The sequence below is a fragment of the Ralstonia insidiosa genome (assembly GCF_008801405.1).
GTDB lineage: Bacteria > Pseudomonadota > Gammaproteobacteria > Burkholderiales > Burkholderiaceae > Ralstonia > Ralstonia insidiosa.
This window is the reverse complement of sequence record NZ_VZPV01000001.1, coordinates 1,268,840-1,282,114: the sequence shown is the minus strand read 5'-3', so window position 1 is coordinate 1,282,114 and position 13,275 is coordinate 1,268,840. Positions and strand designations below refer to the sequence as shown.

Annotated in this window: 8 protein-coding genes; 1 reads left to right on the top strand and 7 read right to left on the bottom strand. The window is 65.1% G+C overall.

Annotated features, from left to right (window positions below; all coding sequences use genetic code 11):
- Window positions 1-44: 44 nt before the first annotated feature.
- From F7R11_RS06160 to F7R11_RS06135, 6 genes are all read right to left on the bottom strand, one after another.
- Window positions 45-6,065 carry a hybrid sensor histidine kinase/response regulator gene (locus F7R11_RS06160; RefSeq protein WP_064801961.1) on the bottom strand — a complete coding sequence of 2,007 codons (6,021 nt, stop codon included), beginning with the start codon at window positions 6,063-6,065 and terminating at the stop codon, window positions 45-47.
- A 110-nt stretch (window positions 6,066-6,175) separates the two neighbouring features.
- Window positions 6,176-8,398, bottom strand: a complete 2,223-nt coding sequence (locus F7R11_RS06155) for a methyl-accepting chemotaxis protein (protein WP_064801959.1) — start codon at window positions 8,396-8,398, stop codon at window positions 6,176-6,178.
- Between the two features lie 269 nt (window positions 8,399-8,667).
- A complete protein-coding gene (locus tag F7R11_RS06150; protein ID WP_021196746.1) occupies window positions 8,668-9,213 on the bottom strand; it encodes a chemotaxis protein CheW in 546 nt (181 codons plus the stop codon).
- A 45-nt stretch (window positions 9,214-9,258) separates the two neighbouring features.
- Window positions 9,259-9,627: a response regulator gene (locus F7R11_RS06145; protein WP_021196745.1), complete on the bottom strand. Its 369-nt coding sequence runs from the start codon at window positions 9,625-9,627 to the stop codon at window positions 9,259-9,261.
- 31 nt (window positions 9,628-9,658) lie between these two features.
- Complete coding sequence (locus F7R11_RS06140) at window positions 9,659-10,183, bottom strand: response regulator (RefSeq protein WP_031329926.1); 525 nt, start codon at window positions 10,181-10,183, stop codon at window positions 9,659-9,661.
- Window positions 10,184-10,501: 318 nt separating this feature from the next.
- Complete coding sequence (locus F7R11_RS06135) at window positions 10,502-10,687, bottom strand: rubredoxin (RefSeq protein WP_021196743.1); 186 nt, start codon at window positions 10,685-10,687, stop codon at window positions 10,502-10,504.
- Window positions 10,688-10,901: 214 nt separating this feature from the next.
- On the opposite strand from F7R11_RS06135, the gene hemL reads away from it, so the two are divergent.
- The gene (hemL, locus tag F7R11_RS06130; RefSeq protein ID WP_064801957.1) at window positions 10,902-12,215 is read left to right on the top strand and encodes a glutamate-1-semialdehyde 2,1-aminomutase; all 1,314 of its coding nucleotides are present in this window, start codon (window positions 10,902-10,904) and stop codon (window positions 12,213-12,215) included.
- A 78-nt stretch (window positions 12,216-12,293) separates the two neighbouring features.
- Here hemL and dapA read toward each other — a convergent pair whose 3' ends face one another.
- Entirely contained in the window at window positions 12,294-13,202 is a 909-nt protein-coding gene (gene dapA / locus F7R11_RS06125) for a 4-hydroxy-tetrahydrodipicolinate synthase (RefSeq protein ID WP_064801955.1), read from the bottom strand.
- Window positions 13,203-13,275: the final 73 nt, after the last annotated feature.

The following is a 13,275-nucleotide window of genomic DNA, read 5'->3' as shown; positions in this document are numbered from 1 at the left end:
GGCCGGTATGCACCGGCCCGTCATCCTGTCTGCCTCAAGTGGCGTCAGCCTGCGTTGCCCGCTGGCGCGCGCGCGCCGATCAGGTTGCGCAGGTGCTGCAGCAGCTCCTCTTCGTTGTACGGCTTGCCCAGGTAGACGTTCACACCGATCTCCGCAGCATAGCGGCGGTGTTTGTCCGCCGTGCGCGAGGTGATCATGATGATCGGCGTGGCGCCGATGCGTTCGTCCGCACGCACGTTGCGTGTGAGGTCGAAGCCGTCCATGTGCGGCATCTCGATGTCGACGAGCATCGCGTCCGGCGTGACTTCCTGCAGTTGACGCAGTGCGTCCACACCGTCGCGCGCGAGCACGGCCTGGTAACCCGAACGCGTCAGCAGACGCTGAGTGACCTTGCGCACCGTGAGCGAATCGTCGACCACCATGACGATCGGCTGGGTAGCCAAGCCCGGCACCGCGTCGGTGTTGCCGTTGCGCGAGAGCTCTGCCACGGCGCCCGTGGTTTCCTGATCGGCCTGCGGCAAACCCAGCGCGGCCACTTCGCGCTCAAAGCGCTGCGTAAGCACCACCGGGTTGTAGATCAGCACGATCTCACCGTCACCCAGCGTGGTCGCACCGGCAATACCTTCCAGACGTGCGAGGTGCGGGCCGATGTGCTTGACCACCACTTCGCGGTTGCCGATCACTTCATCAACGTGCACGGCTGCGCGGTCCGCACCGCTGCGCACCACCACGGCGGGCGAGTACTTGCGCGCGCCCGTCACGGGTTGCGCTTCTTCAAGCAACGCGCCGAAGTAATGGAACGGCACCGGGCCGGTCGGCAGTTGCAGCGCCGCAGCGTTGTAGGCCTCGGCCAGCGCCTGCGAACGCAGCTGCTGCACGTGGTCGATCATGCCCGACGGGATCGCATACACACGCTCGCCCACACGCACCAGCAGCACCTGCGTAATGGCGGTGGTCAGCGGCAGGTGGATGGTGAAGCGCGTGCCGACTTCCGGCGTGGTCTGCAGCGAGATGCGGCCGCCCAGGGCCACGGTCTCGGCACGCACCACGTCCATGCCCACGCCACGGCCGGCCAACTCCGACACCTGATCGGCGGTGGAGAAGCCCGGCGTGAAGATCATCTCGGTGAGGCGCGCATCGCTGGCCTCTTCATCCGGCCCCAGAAGCTGACGCTCCAGTGCACGGGCGCGGATGCGGTCGAGATTCAGGCCGGCGCCGTCGTCCACGAAGTGCAGCACGACTTCGTTGCCTTCCTGCTGCACTTCCAGCGTCAGTTCACCCGCAGGCGATTTGCCCTTAGCGCGGCGTTCGTCGGCAGATTCAATGCCGTGCGCGACAGCGTTACGGATCATGTGCTCCAGCGGGCCGCCCATGCGGTCCAGCACGCTGCGGTCCAGTTCTACCGTACCGCCCTTGATGAACAGGCGAACTTCCTTACCGGTTTCCGATGCGGCCTGGCGCGCCACGCGATACAGACGATCAGCCACGGTATCGAACTGCACCATGCGCGCGCGCATCAGGCTGCGCTGCAGGCCACGCGTAAGGCGCGCCTGCGTTTCCAGATCGAGTGAAGCCTGATCGAAACCGCGGAACAAGTTCTGCTGCACGGTTGCCACGTCGTTGACGGACTCGGCCATCATCCGCGTGAGTTCCTGCAGGCGCGTAAAGCGGTCGAACTCCAGCGGGTCGAACGCTTCGGCGTGCGCTTGCGCATCGGCAATGCGCGACTCCATCTGCGTTTCGGCCTGGATTTCGATCTCGCGCACCTGCGAGCGCAGACGCGCCACGTTGTCGTTCAGTTCCGACAGGTAGGTCTTTAGCGCATCGACTTCCGATTCCAGACGCGCACGCGCGGCACCCACCTCACCGGCGTCATTGATGAGCGAGTCGAGCGCACGCGCCTGCACACGCACCATCGCGCGCTGGCGTTCGGCCACTTCCAGGGCCTCGGCCTCTGCGCTGCGCGTGCCGGTCAGGTCAACGTTGGTGGTGGCGGCCACGGCCGGCAGCATCGACGCGCCGCGGACTGCCTGAGTTTCATCCTGCGTCTGCAATGCCTCTGCTGCTTCGGCCAAGCCTGCATCCAGCGACAGCACCTTGCCCGAGCCCAGCGCATCGACGTGCGCCTGGATGCGGTCGAACCACATGTAGAGCTTGCGGAACAGCGCGTCGTCCACGCGGTTCTGGCGCAGGCCGCTCTCGATGGCGCTTTCCATTTCGTGCGCAGCCTGGCCCAGCGTCATGGCACCGGCCATGCGCGCGCTGCCCTTGACCGTGTGCAGGTTACGCAGCAGCAGGCCGGAGGCGGCGCGGTCTTGCGGCGTGGCTTCCCACGCGCGCAGGTGCTGGCCGAGTTCGGGCAGCGCGACGTGCGCCTCTTCCAGGAAGATTTCCAGCAGCGCCGGATCCAGCGCGTCAGCCGGCGCCTGGCGAACCAGTTCACCAACAGCCGGCTCGGCCACAGGCGCCTGATAGGCTGGCGCGAGTTGCACCAAATCCTGAGCCTGCTGGAGTTGCGTCAGGACCGGGGCATCCGCCAAGCCAGCGGTTTCGTTCTCAGCCTGTGCGATTTCGACAAAGGCTTGCGGAGCCGGCTCCAGCGGCAGACGCGGACGCACCAGCACCCGCTCGCACAGCTCCTCCAGACCGCGACGCAGCGGCTCGTCGGCGTCCGGCCAGACACTGGCGGCAAACTGATGCAGCATGCCGCGCATGCGTTCGACCGCCTGGTCGAGCAGACGGAAGTCGCCCGGGTGCATCGCCACCGGACGGCTGTTCAGGTTCAGCAGCACATGCTCCAGCGCATCAGCCAACTGGCGCACGGGCTCCAGTTCGACCACGGCAGAGCTACCTTGCAGCGTGTGTGCGGCGCGCAGTGCCAACTCGCTCGGCGGCGTGCGGCCTTCGTGACGCCATTCCGAGAAATCCACGCCCAGGCGGCGGATCAGATCGTCAGCTTCCTGCAGGTAGACGTTGTACAGCGCCACGCTCACGCGCACCGGGCCGACAACCTTCATGCCATCGTCGTGCGGCGCCTCTTCCGCATCACCCGTCTGTGCAAACGGGAAGGGGATCACCTTGGCGTCACCATCGGCAGCGTGCGCCGGGGTTTCGACCTCGGTTTGCGGCGTGTCGGGCTCGACGTGCGGCGTTTCGGACTCAACGTTCGCGGCTTCGAACTCGGCATGCGGAGCTTCAAGCTCAACGCTCGGCGTTTGAGGCTCAAGCGCCTTCGGCGCGTCTTCCCAGACCAGCGAGGATGCGTCATTGGCTGGCTCGGCCGCTTCCAGCTCGGAGAGCTCCGGCTCAACCACAGCGGCCGGTGCAAGCGGTTCCGGTTCCGGCACCGCCTCCAGCCAGACGAACGGGCCACCATGACGCACACGCTCGGCAGCGGCGACCAGCGGTTCGATCGGGTGATCGGCCTGCGGCGATTGCGCAATGGCGGCCGCCCACGTCGACAGTTCGGATTCCGCGCGGGTGAGCAGCGCAGCCAGATCGTGCGAGGGCACGCGGCTCTCGGCCAGCCACACGTTCATCACCTGCTCGATGGCCCAGGCGGCCTCGCCGTAGCGGGTGAGGCCAACCATGCGGCCCGAGCCCTTGAGCGTGTGGAATGCGCGTCGCAGTTGCGTCAGCAGGTCGAGGTCGGAGCCAGCGGCCACGCCACCGGTGCCGGCCTCGGCCGCGGCATGCAGCGCGTGCAGATCGGTGCGCACACCGGCCAGCACTTCTTCGGCTTCAGACAGGAAGATGTCGAGCAGTTCGGCATCGATGGATTGCGTATCGCGCGCGGCAGGGGCAGGCGCAGGGGCGGACTCAGCCGGCGCAGCAACCGGCGCCGCCAGCGCAGCCTGCAAGCGCTCCAGGGATCCGGCGCTGCCAACCTGCCATGCATCGAATTGCGCGAGCGCCTCCTCCAGACGGCGGCGGCGTGCCGGATCATCGTCAATAGTGGCGGCGTCGCGTGCTTCCTGCAGCGCGGTGCGCAACTCGGCAGCCAGCGGGTCGGTCGGGTCGACCGGGTGTTTGGCGAGCAGGCGGTCGAGCAGCGATTGCAGCGGCGACGCAACGTCGGCCGCAGCCGCGTGCTCAGCGGCGTATGCATCGGTCTGCGTCTCGCGGCGGGCCAGCATGCCGGATTCCGCATCAAAGGCAAATTCGTGCCAGGCCGTTTCGCGCTCGGTTGGCGTGAGCGTGCCTGCGATGACGATCTCGTCGATCTGCGTGCTGGTCAACTCGGTACCGGCCGACAGCGCATCGAGAAAGCCCTGCAGGCCGCTGGCGTTGGCAGCCAGTGCACCCAGATAGCGTTCGCGATCGGCGCCTGCGCCCTCGCCTGCCGCTTCCAGCGCGGCGATGGTCGATTGGGCGGCTTCGGTGGCGTGCACGGCCTCGTGGGCACCAATGGCAGCAAAGGCTCCCTGCATCTCGCCGAACAGGCGGCTGGCTTCCTGCAGGCCACCGCTTTGCTCGCCCTCTCGCTCGAAGGCGTCAAGGTGCGTTTCGGCCGAGGCCAGTTGCGTCTGCAGCGCGCGCACCTGCTCTGCGCGCGTGCGGCGATATGCGGTTTCTTCAGCCAGCAGGTGCAGCCATGCCGGTGCGGGCACCGTGTCACCTGCCTGCGTGGCGCGAGCGTGTTCGGCCAACTCATTGCAGCGGGCGGCAAACCACGCGCTGCGCAAATCGCCGGATTCGCCATGCAGCGCCCACGGGCGGGCCAGCATGCGCGAGAGGAATTGCAGCGTGGGCGCGACACCCTGGCCATGCGCTTGCGCCAGATGCTGCGATAGATCCAGCAGTGCGGGCTGGCCCAGTGCGTCGGTATGCAGCGCGAGCGTCTGCAGCGCGGCATCGGTTTCTTCGGCGTCAGGCGCAGGTTGCTGGCTCAGTGTTTCCAGCGTGCGGCCCACGCGTTGCAGCGTGTCGGTCGCATCCGCCGGCAGCAGCGCGTAGTACTGGCGCGTGTGCAGCGCACCGGCCGGCGCGTGCGTGGGCGGAATCGCAAAGGCTTGCACGCAGGCAACGATATCCGGGCCTAGCGTGTCATCACCCACCGGCGTGGCGGGCGCGTTGTTGTAGGCCATGCCGGCCAGCAGGTACAGCGCGTCGGTCAGCAGGCCTTGCGGCAGGTGGATGTTGTTGTGCGAGTACTGACGCAGTAGCAGGTTGACGCGCGCGGCCAGGCGCTTGGCGGTCATGTCGGCCGGCACCAGCCCGGCACGGAGCGCGCCGAACGTCAGCGCCAGCACGAGCCACAGATCGCGCTGCAGATCATCACCGGCGCGGCGCGGTTCGCGTTCAAGCGCGCGAATGCCGTGCAGCAGTTCTTCCAGCGGCGCGTAAGCGGCGGCAGCGGCAGCCGGATCGGCCTGGGCGCTGTCTGCGTTGGATGCCGGCGCGCCGGATGGTGCCCGTAAGGCCGTCAGCAATGCGAGTTCGAACTTGCGGCGCAGGCGTGCCAGCCCCGGCAGATCACGCGAGGGCAGCAGCAATGCCGGCAGGTGGCGCAACTCGTCAGCCCACAGGTCGGCCGGGTGGATGCGTTCTTCGCCCAGACGGGCGAGCACGGCTTGATACGGTTGGAACAGGCGCAGCGGCTCTTCGGCCATGCCGGCCATCAGGTCGGCCACGTATTCCTGCAGCGCCTGCACCGCGCGCGAGAACACATCCAGCGTGTGCGCATCGGCCTGCACAGTGCCGGTATCCACCGCTTCGAGCAGGCGCTTGGCGGCCTGGCAATACACGTCGATGCCGCGCAGGCCGACGATCAGCAGCGCGCCAGCGGCCTGGTGCAGGTACTGGCCGGCCAGGCGCAGCGAAGTGGTATCACGCGCGCCGATGACTTCCGGGTTGGCGATAACTTCGGCCGCATATTCGCCGAACTCGCGCACGGCATCGTCCAGCGCGGCGCGCATGTTGGGCGCAACCCAGGCCAGCGCGGAGAGATCGCGCGCCGGCGCAACAGACTTCGGACCGAATTTCGGACCCCCGGCTGAGGCTCCGGCCGCCTCAAGCGAGGCGCGCTCGGATGCTTCGGGCTGGGCGGAAGATTGATGACGCATGTGTGCTTCCAAAAAGCGTGTGGCGGTTGCCGCGGTTGCCCCGGGTTGACCCCTTCGGCGTTCCCGCCCGAAATCCAGTGACGACGGTGTCAGGCCCGATGTCAGGCGAATTACGCGATACGGAACCGAGCCACCGAGTCACGCAGCTCTTCTGCAAGCTGCGTGAGCTGGCGCACCGACTGCGCGGTCTGGCGCGTACCGGTCGACGTCTGTTCCGTGATGTGCAGAATCTGTTCGATGTTCTGCGCCACGTCGGAAGCCAGCGTCGCTTCGTGCGATGTCGTCTGCGAAATGCTTTCAATCAGTTCGGCAAGCTGGCGCGACACGCGGCCGATCTCCACCAGTGCGGCACCGGCGTTATCGGACAGCTTCGCCCCTTCCACCACACCCGCCGTGCTGCGCTCCATCGCGTGCACCGCGTCTTGCGTATCGGTCTGAATCGTGCGGATCAGCGCACCAATCTGCTTGGCTGCCTCGGCAGAGCGTTCTGCCAGGCGCTGCACTTCTTCTGCCACCACCGAGAAGCCGCGGCCGGCTTCACCAGCGGAGGCTGCCTGGATGGCTGCGTTCAGTGCCAGCACGTTGGTCTGCTCGGTAATGTCCGAGATCAGCTCCACGATTTCACCAATCTCCTGTGACGATTCGCCCAGGCGCTTGATCCGCTTCGAGGTTTCTTGAATCTGGTCACGGATATCGTTCATGCCCGTGATGGCGTTCTGCACAGCCTGCTGACCTTGCTCGGCAGCGGCCAGCGAGGCGCGTGCCACGTTGGCCGATTCAGCCGCACCGCGCGAGACTTGCGTAATGCGGTCGGCCATCTCCACCACCGACTGGCCGGTCTGGCGAATCTGGCGGGACTGTTCTTCCGATGCGGTCACCAGGCTTTCCGACGTGGTCTGCACTGCCGACGATGCCTGCGTCACCTGCTCGGCCGTCTTCTGCACCCGGCCGACCAGCTCGCGCAGTTCTTCCACGGTGTAGTTCACCGAGTCGGCAATGGCGCCGGTAATGTCTTCCGACACGGTGGCCTGCTTGGTCAAGTCACCGTCTGCAATGTCCTGCAGTTCGTTCATCAGACGCAGAATTGCAGCCTGGGTGGAATCGTTGTTGCGCTTTTCCACCATCCGGCGTTCTTCCGCTTCACGCTGACGGGCTTCTGCTTCCATCGTACGCACACGCGAATCGCGCAGGTACAGGGCGGCCAGGCCGGCCAGGCAGACCAGGGTCAGGATGGCCGACAGCACCACCGCGCCCAGCGTGAACGGACGGTTACGCACGCTGCTCGAATACGCCGACTGCAGGTCTTCCAGCTCGGCACGCAGCTTTTCGTTGTCGTTGAAGATCTGCTGCTGGGCGCGCTTGGCAGCGATCAGACCCGGCAGGTTTTCCAGAATGATCTGCGTGGTCTTCTGCACGTTGTCGAAGCGGGTCGACAGCTCTTGCAGGTAGCCCTTGGTCTCAGGGTCGGTCGCGGCCGACAGGCGCAGCGCTTCGGAGCCGTTGAGCAGGCCGTTCAGGGTTTCGCGGAAGGTGTTGGTGTCCTTACCGAGCAGGAACGCCGTTTCCGGGTTCACGCCTTCGCCGGCCAGGAACTCGTTCATGTTCTTACCCAGACGCTGCGTCAACATCACCAGCTGCGACGAGGCGGCCACTTCACGGGCCGGCGCGTTGGTTTGCAGCTTCATCGACGAGATCTGCTCGGCTTCTTCCAGCAATTCGGGGTTGGACGCGTTGAACACGTTCAGCGTCTTCCCCACCGCCACCAGGGTCTTCTCTTGCGACAGCACGGCCTGCGCGCTCTTGTCGCTGCGCTTCCATTCGTCGATTGCCTTGTCGAGCAGGACTTCAGAGTCGCTGCCGGTCGTGGCACGCACGCCGCGATCAGAGTTGCCGTTCTTCAGGGCTTCGAGGTTTTCCTGCAGGCGCGCGCGGCTCTCCTTGAGCTGCGCGAAGGCGTTGACGTTACCGAGCAATGCCACCGGAACCGCCTTGGCCAGACGCTGCGAGTGCATCAGCGTGTCACCGGCAATTTCAATCTGCACCGAGCCGTTGTTGGCTTGGCGGTTATCCAGGTACACCGACGTCAGCAGGGCCAGCAGGCCGACCACCAGGCCGATGGTGAACACCCGCTGCTGCGCGGCAAACGGCACGCGCTCCATCCAGCCGACCACGGCATCCATGGGCGTGCGGCCCAGCTGCGTGGGCGTGCCAGCGTCATCCTCGTGGGGCGCATTGTCCAACTGCGCCAACTGCGCGGAGTTGGCCGATGCGCCCTCTCCTGCAACCTCCGGCGCCCCAGCTCGGCGACCTGCGTTGAACCACTTGAACCCCATAGGACCCTCTTGTTTTGTCGATGCGGCCGTCCGGTTTTCCCGAGATCAGCAGCATGGATTTCCCGTCCGCGGCCTCGCCTTGTCTTGACCGGCGTGGTCCGCACCTTCTGCAGTGCATATCGGCACAAAATGGCGCGTCCTGTTGGCGCACCACGCACCGCATCTTGCCCCTTTGCGCGCACCCGCTCCCGTTGCGGATGTGCCCAATCTTTTCTTATTCGTTGCCCAGCCCATCCTGCAGCCGGGTCTTGCTACGGTTGCAGCACGCCTTACGCGCGGCTGCGGCCCACCTGCAGGAAAGCCGGATCGGCCAACAGGCGGCGCACATCCATTTCGCGCCAGAGCGTGCCCTGCGCGTCGCGCCAAGCGCGGCCTTGCCACAGGCGGCTCTCGTCCTGCTCGGCCTCGACCGGCTGCAGATCACTCAGGCTGCGCAGCCCCGCCACGCGCGGCACGATGATCGCGCAAGCACGCTGCGGATCCTTCGACAGCACCACAATCTTGGCGCCAGCACTGCCTGCCGTCGGCGCTTCGCCGCAAAACAGGCTGAAATCGATCACGCCCAGCAAGTTGCCCCGCGCATTCACGAGGCCCAGGTACCACGGCTGCGTGAGCGGCACGCGTGCGGGCGGCTGGTAGTCCAGCACCTCGCCCGTGTCCGACAGCGACAGCAGCCAGTGCTGGTCGCCAATCTGCACGCCCAGAAAGCCTTCCGTCGATGACTTGGCGCGCGCCTCTTGCAGGCGCCGTGCCAGCATCGCCTGGTATTCATGCAGGCGCTGGCGGGAGGTCAGGTTGGTGCGCGGTTCGTTCACGTCTGGCTCATGTCCGTGGTGTTCCGGGTCGGCGGCGGGCTTGGCTTACTGCGGCAGCTTGCCGATCTTGTCCAGCAGCTCTTCAGCCTTGACCGGCTTGACGATGTAGTCCGATGCGCCCTGGCGCATGCCCCACACGCGGTCGGTCTCCAGCCCCTTGGTCGTGCACATGATCACGGGGATATCCTGGAAACGTTCGTCCTTCTTGATTGCACGGGTCGCCTGGTAGCCATTCTGGCCGGGCATCACCACATCCATCAGGATCAGGTCGAAGGCTTCGGCTTCGAGCTTGGTCATGGCTTGGTCGCTATCGGCCGCAACCGTTACCTTGAAACCACCCTTGCCGAGGATCTCCGACAGGTGCAGCGCTTCGGTCGGGGAATCATCAACCACCAACACTTTCTTGATTGCCATACAAACAGTCCTTCGTATTAGAGAGGTGCCTTCATTGCGTGGCGCCACGAGATTCGCTCGCCGCCGGCAGATGGGTCTGGATCGCCTCCAGCAGCGCTTCCTTGGAGAAAGGCTTGGCGAGATGGTCCACCGCACCGACCGATCGGCCGCGCGCGCGGTCAAAGATACCGTCGCGCGAAGACAGCATGATCACAGGCGTGGCATGAAACTTCGGGCTTTTCTTGATGAGTGCGCAGGTCTGATAGCCGTCCACGTTCGGCATCAGGATGTCGCAGAACACGAGATCGGGCTTCAGGTCGCCAACTTTAGCCAAGGCGTCGAAACCGTCTTCGGCCAGCACGACCTGGCAGCCTGCCTGGGTCAGGAAAATCTGCGCAGTACGGCGGATGGTGCTGGAATCATCAATGACCAGCACTTTGCAGCCCGTGAGGGGTGCCGAGGAGTTCGCCAGCGGTGAAGTCGCCAGCGGTTGGGATTCGGTCAGTTGTTCCACCCGCGCGGATTGCATCATGTTCTCGCCATACGCAACTACGGCGACCACGGGTCGCCACGCCATTCTGACCGGATGGATCGCGGCAAATCGACGCGCAGCGTGCCCCCAAAAGTGCTGCAAGGGCCCACGCTGGCGACGACTTCAAAACTACGCCCCCCGGCCCGCTTATGAAGTGTAAAGCTCAGAATTTGACGAAGTGTGACAAGTCACCCATCTGCCGTCAATGATGCCGTCAATGGCGCCAGCCCTTAGCCGAGCGCCTGTGGCATGGAAGCGACGAGCCCGAAGTTTTTGATTCGATCGAACCGTCACTTCCTGATATTTGGCTGTCGGCAAGAGGGCAACCGCTCACTTGCCAACGAGAGACAGGTCAGATCCGGCTCAGATCTGCACCATTTCGAAGTCTTCCTTGCGTGCGCCGCACTCGGGGCACGTCCAGTTGATGGGCACGTCTTCCCACTTCGTGCCGGGCGCGATGCCGTCATCCGGCGCGCCTTGTTCTTCGTCGTAGATCCAGCCGCAAATCAGGCACATCCACGTCTTGAGTTCGGTATTGGTATCGCTCATAGGGTAAAGCTTCGGTGGGTTCCGTCTATTAAAATGGCAGGCCAGATGGTACCGAATCACGCCCGTGCGCGCCAGAACAGGCGCCGGGCATGCAGCGTGTTTGACTGTATCCAACCTGGATCTGCGTCAAACCACCGCATAATCGCCGCAAACCTGTCTTTAAACCGTGCCGCAGCATCGTTCTGCGCGGCGCCTCTCTCCTCCAACTGCATCCATGTCGACACCCTCATTGGCCACTCCTTGCAGCGCTGCCCTGTTTGAACGTGCCCAGAAGACCATCCCCGGCGGGGTGAACTCGCCGGTGCGCGCCTTCCGCTCGGTGGGCGGCACGCCGCGCTTCATTGCCAAGGCAGCCGGCCCGTACCTGTGGGATGCCGACGGCACCCGCTATATCGACTACGTCGGCTCGTGGGGCCCGATGATCGTCGGCCACGCGCATCCGGACGTCGTGCGTGCCGTGCAGGAAGTGGCGGCCGACAGCTTCTCGTTCGGTGCCCCGACCGAGGCTGAAGTCGTCATGGCCGAAGAGATCTGCAAGCTCGTGCCGTCGATCGAGCAGGTGCGGCTGGTGTCGTCCGGCACCGAGGCGACCATGAGCGCCCTGCGCCTGGCCCGCGGCTTTACCGGCCGCGACCTGATCGTCAAGTTCGAGGGCTGCTACCACGGCCACGCCGATAGCCTGCTGGTCAAGGCCGGCTCGGGCCTGCTGACCTTTGCCGACACGACGCAGAACGCGCCATCCTCCGCCGGCGTGCCGGAAGACGTGGTCAAGCACACGATGGTGCTGCCCTACAACGACGTTGCCGCGCTGCGCGAAGCGTTTGCTCGCCATGGCAACGAGATCGCCGCGGTGATCGTCGAGCCGGTGGCCGGCAACATGAACCTGGTGCGTGGCAGCACAGAGTTCCACCAGGCCATGCGCTCGCTGTGTACTGAGAACGGCGCCGTGCTGATCTTCGACGAGGTAATGACGGGCTTCCGCGTGGCGCTGGGTTGTGCGCAGTCGCTGTACGGCATCACGCCGGACCTGACCTGCCTGGGCAAAGTCATCGGTGGCGGCATGCCGGCCGCAGCCTTTGGCGGCCGCCGCGACATCATGGGCTTCCTCGCGCCGCTGGGCAGCGTGTATCAGGCAGGGACGTTGTCGGGTAACCCACTGGCGGTTGCTGCCGGGCTCACCACGCTGCGCCTGATTGCTGCGGATGGCTTCCATGATCGACTGGCTGCGCAGACGCGCAAGCTGGTCGATGGGCTGGCTGACATTGCCCGCGAAGCTGGCGTGCCGTTTGCGGCTGACAGCGTTGGCGGCATGTTCGGCATCTACTTCCGAGAAGGTGTGCCGACCAGCTTTGCTGAAGTGACCAAGAGTGATGTGGGGCGCTTCAATGCGTTCTTCCATGCCATGTTGGCTGAAGGTGTGTATCTCGCACCGTCTGCGTTTGAGGCTGGCTTTGTTTCGGCCACGCATGACGATGCGATTCTGGATGCGACTTTTGCTGCGGCTCGCAAGGCGTTCAAGGCGGTTTGATTTTTGGGTCTTGGGGATGCGCCCTGATGGTGCATCCCTGGTTTCATCCCCTGCCGGGGATGGACCCGATTCAAAAGCTCAAACCCGCCCAACCGCCTCCACCAACGCCTGCCCCAGTGCCTCAGAAGCTGCCGCCATCGGCGCCCGCAGCACATTCTTCACCTGCCCTTCAGCAGCCAGCCAAGCCTTCAACGGCCCAGGATTCGTCGCTGCAAACAACAACCGAATCACCGGCGCCAGCGCATGATGCAACCGCCGCGCATCATTCAGCCGCTGCTCCCGCACCGCGCGCACCATCTCCACAAACAGCTCTGTGCGGACATGCGCGGCCGCGATGATGGCCCCCACACCACCCGCACACAGCGTGCCGAATACCTGCGCATCCTCCCCTGCCAACACCTGCAACCGCCCATCGGCAATCACGCGCTGCGTCTTGTCGGCATCGCCGCCGCAATCCTTGATGCCATGGATGTTGGGATGCGCGGCCAGCGCAAGCAGCGTTTCGGCATCGATGCTCGCGCCCGTGCGATACGGAATGTCATACAGCAGCACCGGCACGGGCGAGGCATCAGCCAGGGCTGTGAAGTATTCGAGAATCCCGTCCTGCGACGGGCGGATGTAGGACGGCGCCGGCATCAGGAACGCGGCGGGCTGGTGCTCGGCCAGCCGCAGCATGCGCTCACGCACGGGCGCCAGGGCGCTGCCTGAGACTCCCATCACCACGGGCAACCCGTCAGCCGCAGCGCGTACCGTATCGAGCACGTCAGCCTGTTCCTGATCGGTGAGCGCAGCAGCCTCGCCAGTGCTGCCACAGGCCACAAAGCCGGCGACACCCTGCGTGCGATATCGCGCCACTAATGTATACAGCGCACCATAGTCGACGGATCGCGTCGCATCATTGGCAAACGGCGTGACGATGGGCACCCAGATGCCTGCATACGACGGCCGCGCGCCGGTGGAAAGAGGGGTGGATGGGTTTTCAAGCACGACAACACTCCTGGACGAATCAACGACCGATCAAGAACCATCAGGAGAGCATCGGGAATGCAGGGCCCGCGAG

Excerpts from the sequence above, each read along its gene's own strand:
- F7R11_RS06160 (WP_064801961.1), bottom strand. The coding sequence starts at position 6,065 with ATGCGTCATCAATCTTCCGCCCAGCCCGAAGCATCCGAGCGCGCCTCG.
- F7R11_RS06155 (WP_064801959.1), bottom strand. The coding sequence starts at position 8,398 with ATGGGGTTCAAGTGGTTCAACGCAGGTCGCCGAGCTGGGGCGCCGGAG.
- F7R11_RS06145 (WP_021196745.1), bottom strand. The coding sequence starts at position 9,627 with ATGGCAATCAAGAAAGTGTTGGTGGTTGATGATTCCCCGACCGAAGCG.
- F7R11_RS06140 (WP_031329926.1), bottom strand. The coding sequence starts at position 10,183 with ATGGCGTGGCGACCCGTGGTCGCCGTAGTTGCGTATGGCGAGAACATG.
- F7R11_RS06135 (WP_021196743.1), bottom strand. The coding sequence starts at position 10,687 with ATGAGCGATACCAATACCGAACTCAAGACGTGGATGTGCCTGATTTGC.
- hemL (WP_064801957.1), top strand. The coding sequence starts at position 10,902 with ATGTCGACACCCTCATTGGCCACTCCTTGCAGCGCTGCCCTGTTTGAA.